The 18127-nt window shown below is 44.1% G+C and carries 17 protein-coding genes and 1 pseudogene; 5 read left to right on the top strand and 13 right to left on the bottom strand.

The genetic code is table 11. The features are described from left to right. Positions 1–3 precede the first annotated feature (3 nt). The 4 genes from rfbG to NQ117_RS11180 all read right to left on the bottom strand — a co-directional run bounded on the left by rfbG (position 4) and on the right by NQ117_RS11180 (position 3696). Positions 4–1080: a CDP-glucose 4,6-dehydratase gene (rfbG, locus tag NQ117_RS11165; RefSeq protein ID WP_258278010.1), complete on the bottom strand. Its 1077-nt coding sequence runs from the start codon at positions 1078–1080 to the stop codon at positions 4–6. A gap of 1 nt (position 1081) precedes the next feature. Beyond that, on the bottom strand, positions 1082–1864 hold the full coding sequence (gene rfbF / locus NQ117_RS11170) for a glucose-1-phosphate cytidylyltransferase (protein WP_258278011.1): 783 nt from the start codon (positions 1862–1864) through the stop codon (positions 1082–1084). Positions 1865–2022: 158 nt separating this feature from the next. Next, on the bottom strand, positions 2023–2799 hold the full coding sequence (locus tag NQ117_RS11175; RefSeq protein WP_258278012.1) for a glycosyltransferase family 2 protein: 777 nt from the start codon (positions 2797–2799) through the stop codon (positions 2023–2025). A 138-nt stretch (positions 2800–2937) separates the two neighbouring features. Then, positions 2938–3696: a MerR family transcriptional regulator gene (locus tag NQ117_RS11180; RefSeq protein WP_258278013.1), complete on the bottom strand. Its 759-nt coding sequence runs from the start codon at positions 3694–3696 to the stop codon at positions 2938–2940. A 380-nt stretch (positions 3697–4076) separates the two neighbouring features. Here NQ117_RS11180 and murB point away from each other — a divergent pair, with 380 nt between their 5' ends. Together murB and NQ117_RS11190 are read left to right on the top strand one after the other, a co-directional pair. After that, positions 4077–4994: a UDP-N-acetylmuramate dehydrogenase gene (gene murB / locus NQ117_RS11185; RefSeq protein ID WP_258278014.1), complete on the top strand. Its 918-nt coding sequence runs from the start codon at positions 4077–4079 to the stop codon at positions 4992–4994. A gap of 511 nt (positions 4995–5505) precedes the next feature. Further along, a complete protein-coding gene (locus NQ117_RS11190; RefSeq protein WP_258278015.1) occupies positions 5506–6249 on the top strand; it encodes a YwaF family protein in 744 nt (247 codons plus the stop codon). Positions 6250–6351: 102 nt separating this feature from the next. On the opposite strand, the gene NQ117_RS11195 is transcribed toward NQ117_RS11190, so the two are convergent. From NQ117_RS11195 to NQ117_RS11210, 4 genes are all read right to left on the bottom strand, one after another. Continuing rightward, positions 6352–7257 (bottom strand): DUF2268 domain-containing putative Zn-dependent protease, encoded by a 906-nt coding sequence (locus NQ117_RS11195; RefSeq protein ID WP_258278016.1) that lies wholly within the window; start codon positions 7255–7257, stop codon positions 6352–6354. A gap of 243 nt (positions 7258–7500) precedes the next feature. Beyond that, positions 7501–8721, bottom strand: a complete 1221-nt coding sequence (locus NQ117_RS11200; protein ID WP_258278017.1) for a macrolide family glycosyltransferase — start codon at positions 8719–8721, stop codon at positions 7501–7503. A 393-nt stretch (positions 8722–9114) separates the two neighbouring features. Next, positions 9115–10047 (bottom strand): manganese-dependent inorganic pyrophosphatase, encoded by a 933-nt coding sequence (locus NQ117_RS11205; RefSeq protein WP_258278018.1) that lies wholly within the window; start codon positions 10045–10047, stop codon positions 9115–9117. Positions 10048–10202: 155 nt separating this feature from the next. Continuing rightward, a complete protein-coding gene (locus NQ117_RS11210) occupies positions 10203–10916 on the bottom strand; it encodes an MOSC domain-containing protein (RefSeq protein WP_258278019.1) in 714 nt (237 codons plus the stop codon). 108 nt (positions 10917–11024) lie between these two features. Here NQ117_RS11210 and NQ117_RS11215 point away from each other — a divergent pair, with 108 nt between their 5' ends. Together NQ117_RS11215 and NQ117_RS11220 are read left to right on the top strand one after the other, a co-directional pair. Beyond that, complete coding sequence (locus tag NQ117_RS11215) at positions 11025–11426, top strand: hypothetical protein (RefSeq protein WP_258278020.1); 402 nt, start codon at positions 11025–11027, stop codon at positions 11424–11426. Positions 11427–11489: 63 nt separating this feature from the next. Then, positions 11490–11795 carry a hypothetical protein gene (locus NQ117_RS11220; RefSeq protein WP_258278021.1) on the top strand — a complete coding sequence of 102 codons (306 nt, stop codon included), beginning with the start codon at positions 11490–11492 and terminating at the stop codon, positions 11793–11795. A 14-nt stretch (positions 11796–11809) separates the two neighbouring features. On the opposite strand, the gene NQ117_RS11225 is transcribed toward NQ117_RS11220, so the two are convergent. Both NQ117_RS11225 and NQ117_RS11230 read right to left on the bottom strand, forming a co-directional pair. Next, on the bottom strand, positions 11810–12049 hold the full coding sequence (locus tag NQ117_RS11225) for a hypothetical protein (RefSeq protein ID WP_258278022.1): 240 nt from the start codon (positions 12047–12049) through the stop codon (positions 11810–11812). Between the two features lie 16 nt (positions 12050–12065). Further along, positions 12066–12680, bottom strand: a pseudogene (locus NQ117_RS11230) (HAD-IA family hydrolase). A 164-nt stretch (positions 12681–12844) separates the two neighbouring features. Here NQ117_RS11230 and NQ117_RS11235 point away from each other — a divergent pair. Continuing rightward, positions 12845–13819 (top strand): aldo/keto reductase, encoded by a 975-nt coding sequence (locus tag NQ117_RS11235; RefSeq protein ID WP_258278023.1) that lies wholly within the window; start codon positions 12845–12847, stop codon positions 13817–13819. Between the two features lie 124 nt (positions 13820–13943). Here the strand turns inward: NQ117_RS11235 and NQ117_RS11240 are convergent, their stop codons facing one another. From NQ117_RS11240 to NQ117_RS11250, 3 genes are all read right to left on the bottom strand, one after another. After that, positions 13944–16007, bottom strand: a complete 2064-nt coding sequence (locus NQ117_RS11240; RefSeq protein ID WP_258278024.1) for an iron ABC transporter permease — start codon at positions 16005–16007, stop codon at positions 13944–13946. Continuing rightward, the gene (locus tag NQ117_RS11245; RefSeq protein WP_258278025.1) at positions 16004–17005 is read right to left on the bottom strand and encodes an ABC transporter substrate-binding protein; all 1002 of its coding nucleotides are present in this window, start codon (positions 17003–17005) and stop codon (positions 16004–16006) included. The genes NQ117_RS11240 and NQ117_RS11245 overlap by 4 nt, the downstream gene beginning before the upstream one ends. Before the next feature lie 219 nt (positions 17006–17224). Beyond that, positions 17225–18007 (bottom strand): thioesterase II family protein, encoded by a 783-nt coding sequence (locus NQ117_RS11250; RefSeq protein WP_258278026.1) that lies wholly within the window; start codon positions 18005–18007, stop codon positions 17225–17227. Positions 18008–18127: the final 120 nt, after the last annotated feature.

The following is an 18127-nucleotide window of genomic DNA, read 5'->3' on the forward strand; positions in this document are numbered from 1 at the left end:
GCTCTACACTCCTTCTCCCTTGATATAAGCCTCAATTTGGTGCTGCGTAAATAGGCGTATATCTGCCCCCGCTTGATACTGTTGATACCATGCAACCGTCCACTCAACAGCTCTCTCTATCGATAGTTTGGGCTGCCACGCTAACTGTTGGACCGCTTTACTGCTGTCTAACGTCAAGATCGGCACTTCATAAGAGTTCTGTTCCGACGATTGATATTGAATATTTAATGGCTCACCCCAATGCTTGGAGGTTAGACGGATTAATTCATCAACGGTTACATGAGCCTGAGAAATGGGGCCAAAATTCCATGCCTCAGCATACTGCCTATTGCCCCAGCATTTTTCAGCCAACTGCAAATAACCTTGTAACGGCTCCAGCACATGCTGCCACGGTCGAATCGCTGTTCGATTTCTTATGGGAAGCGAAGTCTTTGCAGCAATAGCTCTAACGATGTCTGGAAACAGCCGCCCCTCCGACCAATCCCCTCCACCAATTACATTGCCGGCCCTTGCCGTTGCCAATGCTGGTTGGGATGAAGAGCCACTAGCCCAAAAGGACTTGCGATAACAGTCACTTACTATTTCAGCACATGCTTTGCTAGCACTGTAAGGATCATGTCCGCCAAGTGGATCCTGTTCTTTGAAATGCCGATGTCCAAGCCCGTCATTTTGATAGCACTTATCGCTCGTGACATTCACGATGACTTGCACACTTTTCGTTTGTCTCGCCGCTTCCAGCACGTTGGCGGTGCCTAATACATTGGTAGCAAACGTATAAACAGGTTCCCTATAAGATGGTCGGACTAACGGTTGAGCTGCTAAGTGGAATATGATCTGAGGCTGGTGTTTAGTCATAGCATGTAATAAGGATGGATAGTCATTGATATCCCCTTGAATGGATATGCATAGTTCTGAAACTTTTGCTGCATCAAATAAATTAGGGATTGAAGAGGGAGGGAGTGAATAACCGACTACTTGCGCACCTAAAGAGGCGAGCCAAAGTGTAAGCCAACTTCCTTTGAAGCCGGTATGCCCAGTAATGAATACTTTTTTCTGATGCCAAAAAGGATGTTCCGCCATATTACCAAACCTTCCAAGGCGCTTGATTATCTTCCCATAACGACAGCAGCTTTTTCTTATCGCGCATCGTATCCATAGGGTGCCAGAAGCCATTATGACGATAAGCCGCCAATTGATTCTGTTCAGCTAACTTCACTAACACATCCGTTTCCCATACGCTCTGATCATTTGCTATATAATTGAAAACAGTAGGCTCCAAAACAAAAAAACCGCCATTAATCCATCCGCCATTAATCCATCCGCCATCACCTACAGGCTTCTCCCTAAAGTTGACCACCATTTGATCCTCAATCAAAAGGGAGCCAAATCTGCCTGGCGGCTGAACCGCTGTAACGGTAGCTAACTTTCCATGCTGCTTATGATATCGTATTAGTTCTTCTATATTTACATTGCCTACCCCATCCCCATAGGTTAGACAAAAGGTTTCGTCACCTACATAATCTGCAATTCGCTTTACACGTCCACCCGTATCCGTTCCTTCGCCTGTATCGACCAAGGTCACTTTCCATGGTTCTGCGTTGGTCGCATGATGTGTAATTTCGCCCTTATCCATATCAATCGTGAAGTCAGATCGGTACAGTCGGTAGTTGTAGAAATAATCTTTAATGATATGACCTTTGTAGCCTAAGCAAATAATAAACTCACCAATTCCGTAGTGACTGAATATTTTCATGATGTGCCACAAAATCGGCTGTGTTCCAATTTCAACCATCGGCTTCGGCTTTAAGTTGGTCTCCTCACCAATTCGTGTTCCGTATCCACCCGCGAGAATAACTGCTTTCACTCACCTTCACCCCTAGCTGTCCATACTTTCAATAGGAATAACCGATTGTTGTTGTCACACTTTATGCACAGTATCCCTATTGGGTGCTGCTAAGGAAGAAGCCTCGCACTTGCTCCTAAGCATGGGGGAATGACTAACACTCCAACTCAACTCCATTGCTAAGTAGAATCCTGCCATAATGATTGGTATTCGGGAAGCAACCGTAAATCTACCACCCCGTGGGCAAATCGCTGGCGAGCGTGCTCCAACATATCCGGCGTCGTTATGTGCTGGGCACCATAGCTGTTTAGGAGACTGTGCATTGAAAGAGTAGGACCGATTTGCAACTTTCTGCGCCGCATCGCCTCATTCCACGGACTGTAAACGAATTTAAACACATAGGCAGCCCCGTCGTATGCAGTAAACGGATGCGGCGACCAATGCCGACCAATCGTATAGCCGCCATGTTCATAATTGTGAATCAGTCTACCCATATAAGGTTGATTGGGGTCACGTGAGAAGAACCCATGGAACCTTTGCTGCACTAAAGGCGCTGAATAGACAGGGTCGCTATAAGGGTAATTCGGAGGATCTCCGAGCAGAAACCATTTGATTAAATACATGCGCATACCTTTATCGTTGAGGGAATTGAAAAATGGTTCTTTATTGCGAACACAAAGAAATTCAGTCGTGTTTAAGACCATCTTCCAACCCTTACGCTCTTTCTCGATATCCATCACTTCACGATCCGCTTCGATCGCATCGAATTGAGGGACACGGGAATTGCGTATTTCCCAATGAGGCGCGAATGTGCGGCATATTTCTACAGAACGATCGGTTGAGCCTCGATTAATCAAAATGCCGTGATCGAATAGTTTGGTATGGTGCATCAACCACCACGGAAGTAAGTACTCTTCATTGTAAAAATGAGATATTAACGTAGTTATAACTTCCACCTCCTCCAACTAGGAATGGAATCTCTCTCTACTATTGTATGAACTCTATCAAACAATCGTGCTGGTTATCGTCATCATGACCCCAATGAAGTAGAGGTACATAAAAAAACGAAGCCAGAGCGGCTTCGTTTGCTTCGTTTATTGACCATCACAATAGATATGCATCGCCTGCTGCAAAAAAGATGCCAATCCAGGCTTAACTTTGTCGATATTTTTGGTGAACCGCGGATCTGACGTATATAGATCTCCAAGTCCGCGGAATATTTCCAGCGTGCAATTGTAGAAATTTCCTGTAATCAATGAGCGGTATTCGCTAATTAACGCCTGCACCTCTTCATCCGCAGGACCCTTGTCCATTCGCTCCGCGATTTGCTTATAGAGGGAGTCCCACTCGTGCTTAATTTGCTTCCAATCATCAGCTGTGTAAGTTGATGTTTTCTCTATGGATTCCTTATAAGCATCCGTGTGTCCATACTTTTCTTCTACTTCCTGCTCATATTTCTTCTGATGCTCTTCTATTTCAGCCATATCAAAGGGCTCGAACATTTCTTCTTTGGTCATCGCAATAGCTCCCTTCATCGATTGGAGGGTTTCCTCAACCGTATGAATCAATCGTTCGAGGCGATGCTTCTTCTGCACCAACATGCTCCGATGAGAGACGAGGGCGTGCTTGCGATCGAAGCTTGGATGGTCGATAATGCGCTGAATGTCAATGAGCGGGACGTCTAACTCTTTAAAAAAGAGAATTTGCTGCAGCCGCTCTAAATCATCATCCGTATAATATCGATACCCGTTCTCTTCCATCTTCTGTGGTTTCAACAGTCCAATGCTGTCGTAATGATGCAGTGTGCGCACACTGATCCCCGCCAAGTCCGCTATCTCTTTTACTTTGTACATCTCTTCATCACCTCGTATTTGTAGAATAAACTATAACGTTACGTCAGAGTCAATGCGTCATTTCTATTTTAATGATAATGAACAAATTACGATACATCCGTCTATTGTGTTGAGTAACAAATTATTGTTTGGCAGCCTGCGCTTTTCACAGCGAATCCTATAATCCCTCTACTGTGCCAGACAGGCTTACCATCAATCCATCACTGCTCCTAAATATGACAGTGCGCTGGTATACTCCATTATCTGGACTAGCAACTACAAAGGCTGATGTACATATGATATATGACGGACTGGAATTATCCGATGTATATTCCATCATGGCTCATTCCGTCAATGATTGATATAATGATAGGGTTAATCACACATAAAGGATGAACAATATGAGTAAATGGCTTGAACTTTATAAACAATTACTAACGATTATTCCTGAATCATCGATACAACTTGAAGAATCATTATGTCAACATACGTACACTCGTATGGGCGGACCAGCAGATCTGTTCGTCACGCCAGCTACCTATGAGGAAGCAGCCCAAGTCGTGCGCTTCGCTCGTCAACATGATATCCCCATTACTATTTTGGGCTTTGGCTCCAACGTCATTGTCCGAGATGGCGGTATTCGCGGAATCGTATTAAGTTTCGAGCAATTGACAGACATTCGTGTGTCTGACTCGATCGTCGTTGCGCAAAGCGGAGCTGCTATTATTGAGGTTTCCAGGTTTGCACTGAAGCAAAGTTTATCTGGCCTGGAATTTGCCTGCGGCATACCTGGCTCTGTAGGCGGAGCACTTTATATGAATGCGGGAGCTTATGGCGGCGAGATCTCAGATGTATTGCAAGATACGCTCGTGCTGACATCAGAAGGCGAACTACTTCGTCTTTCGAAAGAAGAGCTTGAGCTTGGCTACCGTACAAGTGTAATCGGACGCAAACAATATATCGTATTGGAGGCTGCATTTAAGCTTGTCCATGCTGATGCGGAACCGATTCAGAAAAAGATGGAGGAATTGACCTATCTGCGTGAATCGAAGCAGCCATTGGAATACCCTTCATGTGGCAGTGTGTTCAAGCGCCCTCCTGGATATTTTGCTGGACAACTGATTCAAGAGAGCGGACTTCAAGGTACTCGTGTAGGCGGTGCAGAAGTATCGAAGAAACATGCTGGCTTTATCGTCAATGTCGATCAGGCTACCGCTACTGAATATATCGCGCTTATTCATCACGTGCAGCAAACCGTGAAAGAGCGCTTCAGTGTTGAATTGGAGACAGAAGTTCGAATTATCGGAGAAGACAAGTAACGCACAAATCTAACTCTTAAGAACAACAAATAACAATGAAATAACCTTTCAACTCTATAGTATTAGAGATGGAAGGTTATTTTTATTGACCCCTCATAGGTGATTAGTAATGAGTGCACACATGAGTACATAAATCATGATTGTATGGACAAAAGTGCAGCTATTTTATGAGAAAAACGTCATTTTGAGATAGATTAAGACAAATATGCAGTTAATTTCCCGATTTGACACTCGGAATGGCCAAATAAGCCAAAATAAATGTATTTTTGACGCTAATAGCCTAAATAAGCACATTTATAGATAAAATAACTGCATAATTGTCACTAATCTACACTGTATACGCACCATACATGCAAGATTAGCTGATTCCACCTAAAACACTGCTTCTAAGCTAAATACGATACGAGTGAATGAAAAACATATAGTGAAATTAACTAGAGTCTAATTTGGGATTTTATAGTATATTGGAATTATTAAGGAAAGGCTTACAAGAAAAAAAGGGGCGTTGTTAATGGTTTCATGGTTCGACACCTATGATCCGAACACATTCCAAGCGTTCTCATCTGCTCATCTCGGTGCGCTGCTTCTCTTTTCCGCTTCCATTGTGCTGCTGTATGTGGGCCGATTTTGGCTGCGGGATGAGCAGCGCAGCAAGCGCATTAGATTTACGTTAATCGGCTTGCTTGTCTTAGCAGAGGTATCGCTAAATATATGGTATGTGGCAGGCGGTGTATATGACGTATCCGATACCCTTCCGTTGGAGTTATGCAGCATTTCGCTATACTTATGTGTGTTTATGCTGCTATTTCGCAGCCGCTTTATTTTCAACATCGTCTACTTTACAGGGATCGGTGGAGCGCTGCAAGCATTGTTAACACCGGCACTCGGATATCCATTCCCTCATTTCCGTTTTCTACAGTTCTTCTTGGCTCATATCGTCATCATTTTAGCGGTGCTGTATATGGTGTGGGTGGAAAAATATCGACCAACTTGGAAGTCGGTCGGGCTTGCTATGCTGTTCCTCAACGTGCTCCTTGTCGTCGTTGGTTCTATTAATTACTTGACTGGCGGCAACTATATGTTCTTGGCTCGCAAGCCGGAAACAGCATCCTTGCTGGACGTATTAGGTCCATATCCATGGTATATTTTATCGCTAGAAGCCGTCGCTTTTGTGATGTTTATTATTTTGTACGCACCGTTTGGATTATCAACATGGCTTCGACGCAGAAGAGGATATATATCGTACGAACAATAAGAGCAAGCCATCCGATGCTAAGTCGGGGCCTGCTCTTTTCTATTACATTACGATGGAAATACGATATCAGAACCGAATTACTGCCAATCACTCTGCCTCTCATCAATTGAACAAATTGAACACGCCACTGCCTTGAATAATGTCCGATTCCTTCATCAAGGTTGCTTCCGTAATACTAATGTTGTTGCGTTTGAGAAATGATTGTACGATATGATAACCAACTGCATAGCCCGCGCCATAAGACATCCCAACTGGCGTATACCCTTGTGCCTTGGCTACTTCATCGCCAAACATGTAGCCGCTTATCGCATCGAATCCTTTCTTATCAAGCGCAGTCTGCATCACTTCGATTGAATAAGCAAGATCATCCTCATCTAGTGAGGTCACCCATGGCCCTATAAGCTCCTGTCCATACATCGCAGCTGCAAATGATTCAGCCAGTCCTTCAATAATCATATATTCCCCTAACGTGACATCCCCATGGCTCCAATCAAAATACGAGAATCGTATATTATGATGGAACTCATGCGCAATCAAAGCAGGAAGTCGCTTGAGATTGTACTCGTTGGGATACATGTAAAGCTGAATAAAACCCGGAATACCGCCGAATCCAGAGTAGCCATTATGCGGCTTTAACTTTTCTGGATTCCCAAAATACAACCCTGCTATCAGTTGTTCCCTTGCTACGCTTAATCCGCCCTGCTCCGCATAGTGAACGCATTCCTGCAAAGAGCGCTGCAAGATTTGTTCCGCTTGATTAGCTCTGATCATGTCCACAGCAGCTAAGCCACGCTCATCTTCATCCAACGCTAAAATCCCCATCATTTCACACGCCATGACAACATCATAGCCACCTTCTGTCGCTGGCTTCATCGGCACTTGGATCGTGCTCCACATCTTTTCGAACGGCCCCATCATTTCATATCGGAAAAAGTCACGGCGCTTTTCCATAGGAAGCTGATAAAGCTGCTCATATTGTTTGAACGTATCCACCCATTGAATATTCATGTATACTCACTCCTCACATTTCGTCAGCCTCATTGTGCCGCGCTCTTGTCGAACAACACGATAAGCTATCACGTAGCGTGAGGGTCAAGAGAAGTGCAGAAATATTTTCCTCTTATCCATCCAAAAATAAAGAAAGCCGATGCATGCACATCATTCATGCACAAATATCGGCTACCTCTATTTTATTTGCTCCTATTCCTATTTACGTTCAAACGAGAACTTCTCGTTTGTATGTTGTTCGTTCTAATTAGCATTCACCAATGCAAATAGCCGCTGTTCAATCAACTCCACTGCACGCGCAGTTCCTCCTGCATCATCAATTTGTTGGCTCATTTGCTTAACCCGTGCTAACATGCATTCGTTGCCTGCAACCGTCTTAATCGCTTCACGCAGCGTATCTACAGTTACATCCTCCGGCTTCAAATAATAGCCCAACCCCAATGCTGCCACACGTTGAGCTGTTATTTCCTGCTCCAACATCTGTGGAATCACAACAAGCGGGACTTGATGCAGCATCGCCTCCATCGTACTATTCATGCCTCCATGAGAAATAAATAACTTGGCATGCTTCAATACAGATAATTGCGGCACACTCTCATGTACCTCAAAGTTGTCAGGAATCTCCAGCAATTGATCACGATCAATTTGTTTGCCAATGACCAAGACAACATGCCACGGTGTATGACCAAACGCTTCTATACATTGATTGAAAAACTCAGGCCAATCGTTAAATACAGTTCCTAGAGAGATGTAAAGGACAGGCTGTCCGTTTATCGGCGCATTCCAATTCACTTGATTATGCTCTGTACGGAGACAAGGTCCTACGAACTGATACCGCTCATCAAAGCTTTCTCCCGCGTAATGGATCATTCGAGGCATGAAAATGAGGGATAACTCTCTGCCGAACATCACCGATTCCAACGTTATCCCTGCGATTTGGAGACCATCAATATACTGGGCAACTTTTTCTTTGAAATCTGCAAATCCAGGAAGCTGATCCATCGCTTCATCCATGCTGTCCTGTTTGCTTTTAGGATAGGAAGAACATAGCTGGATGGAAGGAACGCCCCACTTCGCAGCTGCCACACTCCCTATCCAAGCCATAAAGTCGAACAATACTAGATCAGGGCGATCATCCTTGTAAATCTCCTCTAGCTGCGGCAGCATTTGCTGTGATTCTTTGAAAAATAAATCCATGGCATCGAGCGAGTCTTCTACACGCTGCCTTTTCATAGTGATATTAGCCGGGAACAAAGATTGATAAATACGCGCTTCCGCCCCTGTTGCTTCGATTGCAGGCACAAACTCTTCTGTTACCACATACGTGACCCGATGCCCGCGCTTCACTAATTCCTCCACAATTCCCAATGTAGGGTTAATATGACCGTGAGCACGAATATTGACGACAGCAATATGTTTTCTTTGAGAAACATCACCTTTATAAGTGGTATAGAGATGAGTCATCTACATTCCTCCTTGAACTGACATGTCCGACAATGTTTTTTGTTTTTTTTAGAAATACAGTGAAGGTATTGAGAGTCGTTCGTAGGTGCGGCTTTGCAATATAAACAAATAGGATTGATAGGTGTACTTGAGGTCGTGAACAATGAGGAAATGATACAAGAAGCGGATATCAACGAGTTTGCACCATTCAGATGCGAGTTATTAAAATGACTAGACGAGTCAGATCGCCAATCAACCATTTTCACCACTCTCCTTATCCATTTCTACTATAAATTGTAATATTAACCCTAGCATTTTACAACTCAAAAAGGCTGCCCACTGATGAATAATCAGTGAACAGCCTCTAAACATTAGTTAAAGTTAGCTATAACATCAAGAAATGATGCAATGTTATTACAGTGCGTTGAATGCCTCTGTCAATACAGGTACGATTTGAGACTTACGGGATACAACGCCTTTAAGAATCGCTTTGTTGTCATCCAATGTAACATTGTAAGCTTTCTCTACTGCGTGTGCAGATTGTCCAACCGCAAGACCAACGGAATCGTTGTTCAAGATGTCTGTTACAACGAACAAGAACAAGTCCAATCCTTTGTCAGCAACGATTTTGTTCAGAACCGCTTCTACTTCAGCTTGACGGCCCAATACATCGTTCACGTCTACTGCGTTTACTTGTGCGATTTCAACTTTTGCGCTGCCCATCGTGAACTCTTTGGAGTCAATGGATACAAGCTGCTCGATTGTTTTGTCGCTTAGATCCGCGCCAGCCTTCAACATTTCCAAACCGTACTGCTCAGCATCTACATCAGCGATCGCTGCAAGCTCACGAGCTGCATCGATATCTTCTTGTGTGCAAGTTGGAGATTTGAACAAGAGAGAGTCGGAAATGATAGCGGAAAGCATCAAACCTGCTACTTCTTTGCGAACCGATACACCTTTCTCTTTGTAAATCTTCAACAAGATTGTCGCTGTGCAGCCAACAGGCTCTGCACGGTAGTACAATGGTGCAGCTGTCTCAAAGTTCGCGATACGGTGATGGTCGATAACTTCCAACACTTGAACTTGATCGATATCGTTAGCGCTTTGTTGACGCTCATTGTGATCAACCAAAATAACTTGTTTCGCTTCGCTAGCAACAGCTTCAACAAGACGTGGCGCTTCTACATTAAAATGCTTCAAAGCATAAGCCGTCTCACCGCTCACTTCACCAAGACGAATAGCTTCTACGTTCAAGCCCAATTCTTTTTTCAATTCAGCGTATGCGATAGCGGAGCAGATTGTATCCGTGTCTGGATTTTTGTGTCCGAAAACTAGAATTTTCTCCATAACTAAACTCCCTTTTTAGTCGATTTTAGCGATGTAAGTATACCTTAGATCTTAATAACCAATCAAGATTATACCTTGAATCTTTGTTTATTCCTATACCTTTAGTAGGATTTATTTTCCTATAACAAGAACTTTTTATCAAAATGAGTAAATCATTACGTAAAGTAAACATTGTCGCCTACACGGATTTGCCCTACCTTCTTCACGGAGGCATATACACCAAAGTTCATTTTCATCTCTGTGTTCAAAATTTTTAATAGAGACGGATCACGTTCCTGTGTATCTGGATCCAGTGTCGTAATCATACAGCGGGAGCATTCTTCATCCACTTGCAGTTCTATGTCCCCTACCGAAAGACGTTTACCGAGCCACTCTGTCTCCGACACAATCCCTTCCTCGACCGCGATAACGATGTTCGCACGGAATCTGCGATGATCCACGGGCTTGCCCCATAAAGCTTCAAGCTTGCGCAGTGTCGCATCCGTTACAATAAGAATACTGGCCGCATCAACTGACATGAGATTCGGATCAGTCGGATTCGGTTCTCGATAACTCTTCATCGACACTTTTCTTTTCGAATAAGATTGAATCTCTTGCATTAATTCTTTATCCCATCCAAAAGTCCTTCCATCTGGCCCAGTGACGACAATGCCGTCATCCACATGTTTGGCTTGATAAGCAAGCATATTAGGAATTTGACGCGCGGTAAAGAAACTATTCCAGCCCTGTTTCGTCTCATCATAAAAGGCACAAAAACGATCTCCATATAAGCCATAGGGTTCAATCTGGCATGATTCCAAGCGCTCGCCAGCAAATGATTTTACAGGAAATCGATACATATCAATAATTTTTCCTACACGAGTAGCCAAATTCCTTACCCCTCTCTGTAATTACATGATGCTTTAGCTTACTTCTATTATATGGTTGGCATGGATCTTCGTACAACGTAATATCACATACAAAGGAGTGCAGCAATTATGACTTATGAAATGGTTTTTGAGCACAAACCACTGCTGCTTCGAATCTATCGGCTTATTATGAGATTTGAGCATCCAGAACAGTGCATAGATCAAGGCCTATTAGAAGAAGAATTTAAAGCAATTCTCGAACAACAAGATAGAGAGACTTTGATTCTAATCAAAACGATCACAATGGTCGGACGGCATGAACGCGGGTATGTGTATACGAAAGTTAACGATGATGGTAGTGCTTTCGAAAATATGATTAAAATAAAAATCTCCGAGTCTCCTGAGGAATTGGTTCAGAAATATGGAAAATATCTTATCTATGACAAAAAAGAAGACATCATCCCCCTATTGATTAGGAGATGGATTCGGCCCTCTTTTATCGAAGGTATGCATATTTTGAAACTCACGTAATATTGAATTCGATCCTTCCATTCGATGTTACACGAATTTTGAAGCTATACTAAGGAGGAAATCATGTTGATCGTAGAAATCAATTTTACCCATCATTCCAATTATATGGAGATAAGAGATGGCCTCCATATAAGTGCACGTGAGCTGCAACGCGGATTTGATGACTTTATGTCCAAACTCAATGGAAATAACTACTTTAAAGAATTTCATGTCTTTGCAGATCCCGAAGGGGAACCTCATTCAGGTTATGTAGGTGTGTATGGAGCAGAACATTTCATAGCATGGATAAATGTAGAGAAATACGGAGAACAGGTAGCTTGGCCCATTAGTAAGCCTAATCGTGAGCCGGATGAGATCATTTATTTTTAGGACTGTGTGGGCATTCATATATTGATTTTCAAATGACAATTAGGGGAACTACCTTCATTTGTTGAGGCATCCCCTTCTTCTGCATGGAGATCAACCTTAGGAAATTGTCGATTTAATGACTGACACATTACTTCTAATTTCTCAGGCAGTACCTTTATCATCGAAATATAAGGAATAAACGTGATAAGAAAATCGATTTCATGTCCACTTAACGGCTGCTCTTCTAACCATTCCAATATCGTTAAATCTTCCACTCTGGTTCACCTCTCTTTAAACTAAGTGCAGCAATGATGTGGGAGTGTGGCAGATCTCATCTGCATCTTGTAACAACTTAACGGAATCATATCCCCACGTCACCGCAACGATTTTCACTCCTATCTTCTTACAGGCTTGGATATCTCGAAGCTCATCACCTACATACCATACCTGCTGCAAGTCGATATGATGTTTACGTGCGACAGACGCGATAGCCTGGTGCTTGCCAAATATATTACTTGCTGAATGTACAAAATCGAATATATGTAATTGATGCAAATCTAAAAACGATTGGATAATGTCCTTTCTATTAGACGAAAGTAGACCAAGCGAATAGCCTTTTTGCTTACATTGATGCAGTACGGGGATGATCCCCTCAACAGGTTGAAGCTCATGAATCCATTTTATTTATTCCCTTTTCCCTTCTATAAGTAAGGCTGGTAACTTATACATCGGAATATGTAAGGCATGCATTCGCTCCGAAATAGACATTTCTGAGAAATACTCGACTTCATCCCTGTTTATCATACGTCCTCCGTATTTGACAGAAAGCTTGTTTAAAATTCTGATAGCTAAATCTTTTGACTGAACAAGCGTTCCATCAAAGTCAAAAATGAGATAAGGCTTCACGTATACTTCATCCCTTTTTTCTGAAAATAACAGCTATTTCTATTTTAACATTTCTATCATTTGAATATTGCTCAAGTCCATAGTATCGTAAAAGAGCAGAACGCAAAGTATATTCAACAGCATCTTAAATTCAAATATATCCACGAGACAAGGAGAGATTTCAGTTGCCACACATCCCGTTAAATCGCCGTAACATCCCTGCCAGTCAGCTCGTACTAGGCTGTATGGGGCTAGGCGGAGCTTGGAATCATGACCCGATTACGAATGAGCATGTAAAGCAAGCGCAGGAAGCTGTAGAAGCCGCACTTTCGATTGGTATCAATATGTTCGATCATGCGGATATTTACACCAAAGGCAAAGCAGAGCAAGTATTCGGACAAGTACTGAAAGAAACCCCTTCCTTGAGAGAGCAGATGATCATCCAATCTAAATGCTGCATTCGCCCAAGCGAAGCGCCTGGCATGCCTGGAAGATACGATGCCTCTGAGTCTCATATTACGAACAGTGTAGATGGCATATTACAGCGCTTAGGACTCGACTATATTGATATTCTGCTGCTGCATCGCCCAGATCCGCTGATGGACCCAGAAGAGGTCGCACGTACACTAGATAATCTTCATGCAGCTGGTAAAGTACGCTGGTTCGGTGTATCCAACATGAGTGCAGGGCAAATTCGTTTGCTGCAAGCTTACAGTAAGCAGCCATTTATCGTGAACCAATTGGAGATGAGCCTAGCGAAAATTGGCTGGTTGAACCAAGGGGTGCAGGTGAATACAGATGCTGCTGCTCATGACACATTCCCAGAAGGTACGCTTGAATATTGCCGTCTCGAAAATATTCAGCTGCAAGCATGGGCACCACTTGCTCAAGGCGTGTTCTCAGGCCGCAGTCTGGACGGACAGCCCGACAACATCATCGCTACAGCGAAACTTGTACAGCAGATGGCTGAGGAGAAAAATACAACGCCTGAAGCCATCGTCTTAGCATGGCTTATGTTCCACCCTGCTAACATTCAGCCCGTTATCGGCACGGTAAATCCTGACCGTATTCGCGCTTGTAAAGATGCAGGCAGCGTTGTGCTTACGAGAGAAGAATGGTACTCCTTGTACGTCAGCTCTCGCGGTGTGCCGCTACCATAACCAACAAATGAAAGTACGTGTTTCAACATAATAATACCCTAAAAAAAGTGGTGTTCCCCTCTTCTATACTAGCTTGGGGCAACACCACTTTTTCATCATACTTACATGTTCTCACTACGCTGCTCTAGCGTCTTGAAGTTGATCGCATCAGCCACAAGAAGTAAGGCGCACCGATAATCGCTACCACCAAGCCCGAAGGAATCTCTGCAGGTGGCATAATGGAACGACCAACAGCGTCCGCCAGCACGAGCAGTGCCGCACCAATTAACGCCGTGAACGGCACAAGTTTGCGGTGGTTATGACCGACAAGCAATCTAGCAGCATGCGGCGCGATTAGGCCAATAAAGCCAATCGTCCCTACAATAGCAACCGCTGCTGCCGCGAGAGCTACTCCGATTAACGCTGCTCTAAGCCTCGTGCGTACGACGTTAATTCCAAGGCCTGTTGGCACATCGCTGCCAAAGCCCAGCACATCCAGCTTACGGCCAACCAACCAAGCCGCAGGCACTAAAGTAGCAGGCCAGATGACAAGCTGTGCCAAGTCATCCCACCCTCGTGCATAAGTGCTGCCTGAGAGCCAAGATATCGCCATGGCTGTGTTCATCTTCGACTGAACGACGATGAGTTGAATTACAGCCGAGCCAAACGCAGACACAGCAATACCGACGAGCGCCAGCACAGCTGGCTGCAAACCAGTCCGGCGTGCGATCAAATAAATGAGGAACGCTGCTGTGATCGCTCCGATAAAAGCGGCAATCGGTAGGAAGGCGATCGGAAGATCCGGCCATACGACCAGAACGCTTAATGCCCCAATGCCTGCTCCCGATGATACCCCTAGAATGGACGGATCAGCGAGTGGATTGCGCACAACGCCCTGCATCATCAAGCCACTGACGCCAAACGCAGCTCCAGCACAAGCAGCGACTAGCATGCGTGGAATGCGATGATCCAGAATAACGTTCGATGACAGTCTAGTGCCTTGTCCGATCAACGTATTCCATATGTCAGACAAACTCATTTTTATCCCACCAAAGACAAGTCCGAACAACGTAAATCCTAACAATAGCAGGCTAATAATAACCAGCAATATCGGATACGGTACTTTGCGAATGACTGTGCCAAAGGATACAGTGTCAGGCTCCAGTGATTTCTGATGCCTGCGTGCTGCACGATAAGAAAGCCAAGCAAGACATGGGCCACCAATCATAGCCATCACAGCCCCTACTGGGAGTTCACGATATGAATCACCGGCAGCAAGACGGCTCGCCACATCTGCTCCTACCAGTAATACCGCTCCCCATAAGAAGGCAGCTGGAAGCAGTAAACGATGGTTGCGCACACCAACTAAGCGTACAAGATGCGGAGCAACGAGGCCGACAAAACCAATCGGGCCTACGATGCTCACGATAACCCCCGCCAATACTAAAGCGATCAGCAATCCGACAAGTCGTGTTAGCGTCACATTTTGACCAAGTGACTGGGCTGTTTCTTCGTTTAACAGGAGCACATCAAGGGGACGAGAGAATAAGAATGCAACGATGACGGCCACGATAATCCATGGATAGGCGTAGCTTATGCCGCTCCAATCATTTTGAATTAACGTCCCACTTCCCCATAGAAATAGACCGCTTGTCTCTTCTTCAAAAAAGATTTGCAAACCCGCTGTCACAGATGCCGCAGACATCGATACGATCATACCAGCCAATGCCATCCGTAATGGATTTGAACGGATACCACCAGAAAGCGCATAAGCGAATAAGGCCGCAGCAGCAGCGCCTACAAAAGCTACAGAGATGGATGAAGCAGCAAGCAGCGATGGAGCAAATACGCCAGCGAATACAACAGCAAGCTGCGCCCCGGCGTTAATGCCCAACGTGCCTGCTGAAGCAAGTGGGTTGCGTGTAATCGTTTGCAGCAATACACCCGCAACGGCCAACGCACCTCCAGCTAATATGCCGGCAACGACACGCGGCAGACGCATCGAACGTACGACATGATGTTCTGCCGTGTCCTGCGGTGCAATAATCGCTTCAATAACCAAAGCTGGCGTCAGGTCTGCTGCCCCCTGCATAATATGCATAATGACTAAGCAGGCTAACAGCAAGCTGCCTCCGAGCAACAGCGCCCATGGAGCAAACCTTTTGTTCATTAAAAAAGCGGTGTTGCCACCGCTTACTGCTGCCTTCATTTCGATAATGCCGCTACTGCTTTTTCAGCGATAAGCTGGGCAGAGAGCGGTCCTCCAAACAACCAAGTATCGCCGCCCATCGCATACGTGCGGTTCTCTTTTACGAAGTCTAGATTTTTCCACACTGGATTTTCTTTCATCTGATTCTCAAAAATATTGTCATCGTCTTGAACGATATAGAAGAAGTTTACCTGTTTCATATTGAGCAATGTTTCAGCAGTGCCTTCTTCAAACGTTGGCACATACTGTTTCGGTTGAAATGCATTTTTCATACCCAATTTGTTAAATACTTGTGCTGACATTGCGTGGTCGACCATAAAGCGCATTACTGGAGCTTTATCAGAAGAGTAAGCTTGTACGAGTACATACTCAGAATCCGCTTTACCCAATTCCTTTACTTTCTGCGCCAATTTTTCGATTTCCCCGTTCACTTCCTGAAGAACTTTTTCCCCTTCTTCCTGCTTATTCACCGCATTAGCAACCATTCTAAAATTCTTCTCCATCAACGCATAAGCATCTGGATTCTGTTCAGTCGCTGCATGGAACAGCAAGGTTGGTGCGATATTTTGAAGCTCATCATAGAATGCCTCGATACGGTCAACACCAATAATCAAGTCCGGCTCCAAGCTGGATATAACCTCGATATTCGGCTCAACTCGACCGCCAACATCAACTACATTACTATCCAATTTATGCTTCACATTTACCCATTTATCATAACCGTCCAGCTCAGCCACGCCGACAGGTTGAATACCTAGTGCGAGCAAATCTTCCACAACAGACCATTCAAGCGCTACGATACGTTTTGGCGTGCCTTTAATCTCTTGTGTGCCTTTCAAATGCTCAATGGATCGAACGTCACCTTGCGCTTGGTTCTGATTCTGTTCCTGCTTCGGTTCTGCACTTTCCGCTTTCGTCGGTGCATTACCCCCAGATCCACAACCAGTTAACAAGATGATAAAACTGAATAGCATAACAAGTAAGCGAATTCCTTTCATTACAGTCATTCCTCCATCTAATCTAGTATTTCAAACAAACAATAATGATAATCATTATCATTATGTATACAATGATCTACGATGTCAATCCATATTTATGTATCCTTTCAATCCACCTAGCAAATTCAGATATAGAAAAAGACTGCGGATGTCCGAACGTGCATCGGAACGATGATCCCAGTCTTTTAAAGAATTTAATTAAATTGTATAAATGGTTATTTATAACCGCATAACTCTCTCATCCTCATAGGAAAGTTGGAGCTGCGATTGAATCGTAGATGCCAGGCGATTCATACTATGGTGAATATAAAAATGCTCACCTTCCATCAAGATCAGGTCAAAATGGCTATCCGTCACCTCTCGCCACTTTGCGATCTCTTCAACGGAAACCATAGGATCATGCGTCCCTGCAAATGCTGTAATAGGAACGTTTAACCGTCCTTTATCTTTATAGCGATATCTCTCGCACAACTCCAAATCTGCGCGAATGATAGGCAAGGCAATATTCATCAATTCTTCGTTATGTAATACCCATTCGGGCGTGCCATTCCAGTCCTTTATGGTATCTTTCAACTGCTGGTCACACAACTTATAACGTTCTGTCTTCTCTCTTCTAGGCATATGCGGACTGCTTCGTGCAGAAACAAATAAATGCTCAGGCCTCAACCCGTATTGCTCTTGCAAATGACGGGTCATTTCATAAGAAATTAATGCGCCCATACTATGTCCAAAAAAAGCAAATGGCATTTCGCTTAGAACGCGAATCAGTCCTTGCGAAATACATGTAACGAGTGTATCAATTTGAGTAATAGGTGGTTCCATCAATCGTGCACCTCTCCCCGGAAGGTGAACGGAAACAACCTCAACACGTGAATCAAAGGCATCTGACCAGCTACGGTACAAAGAGGGACTTCCACCTGCATATGGAAAGCAAATCAATCGGACCGCTGCGTTGCTTTTTCGAGTCGTACGATACAACCATGGATTTCCCCAATGTGCCATGATCTTAATTTCCTTTCCATTTTCTCAGTCTTTGTAATTCGAGATCTTACACGATTTAGTGCTTTTTGTCATTGATAGATTTTGTCGATCTATTTGCGAAAAAACAAATAAGCTAGCGAT

The sequence above is a fragment of the Paenibacillus sp. SC116 genome (assembly GCF_024733555.1).
Classification (GTDB): Bacteria; Bacillota; Bacilli; order Paenibacillales; family Paenibacillaceae; genus Paenibacillus_B.

What these genes read in the sequence shown, in the direction of transcription:
- rfbG (WP_258278010.1), bottom strand. Translation starts at nt 1,080, where the DNA reads ATGGCGGAACATCCTTTTTGGCATCAGAAAAAAGTATTCATTACTGGG.
- NQ117_RS11180 (WP_258278013.1), bottom strand. Translation starts at nt 3,696, where the DNA reads ATGTACAAAGTAAAAGAGATAGCGGACTTGGCGGGGATCAGTGTGCGC.
- murB (WP_258278014.1), top strand. Translation starts at nt 4,077, where the DNA reads ATGAGTAAATGGCTTGAACTTTATAAACAATTACTAACGATTATTCCT.
- NQ117_RS11190 (WP_258278015.1), top strand. Translation starts at nt 5,506, where the DNA reads ATGGTTTCATGGTTCGACACCTATGATCCGAACACATTCCAAGCGTTC.
- NQ117_RS11195 (WP_258278016.1), bottom strand. Translation starts at nt 7,257, where the DNA reads ATGAATATTCAATGGGTGGATACGTTCAAACAATATGAGCAGCTTTAT.
- NQ117_RS11200 (WP_258278017.1), bottom strand. Translation starts at nt 8,721, where the DNA reads ATGACTCATCTCTATACCACTTATAAAGGTGATGTTTCTCAAAGAAAA.
- NQ117_RS11205 (WP_258278018.1), bottom strand. Translation starts at nt 10,047, where the DNA reads ATGGAGAAAATTCTAGTTTTCGGACACAAAAATCCAGACACGGATACA.
- NQ117_RS11215 (WP_258278020.1), top strand. Translation starts at nt 11,025, where the DNA reads ATGACTTATGAAATGGTTTTTGAGCACAAACCACTGCTGCTTCGAATC.
- NQ117_RS11220 (WP_258278021.1), top strand. Translation starts at nt 11,490, where the DNA reads ATGTTGATCGTAGAAATCAATTTTACCCATCATTCCAATTATATGGAG.
- NQ117_RS11240 (WP_258278024.1), bottom strand. Translation starts at nt 16,007, where the DNA reads ATGAAGGCAGCAGTAAGCGGTGGCAACACCGCTTTTTTAATGAACAAA.
- NQ117_RS11245 (WP_258278025.1), bottom strand. Translation starts at nt 17,005, where the DNA reads ATGAAAGGAATTCGCTTACTTGTTATGCTATTCAGTTTTATCATCTTG.
- NQ117_RS11250 (WP_258278026.1), bottom strand. Translation starts at nt 18,007, where the DNA reads ATGGCACATTGGGGAAATCCATGGTTGTATCGTACGACTCGAAAAAGC.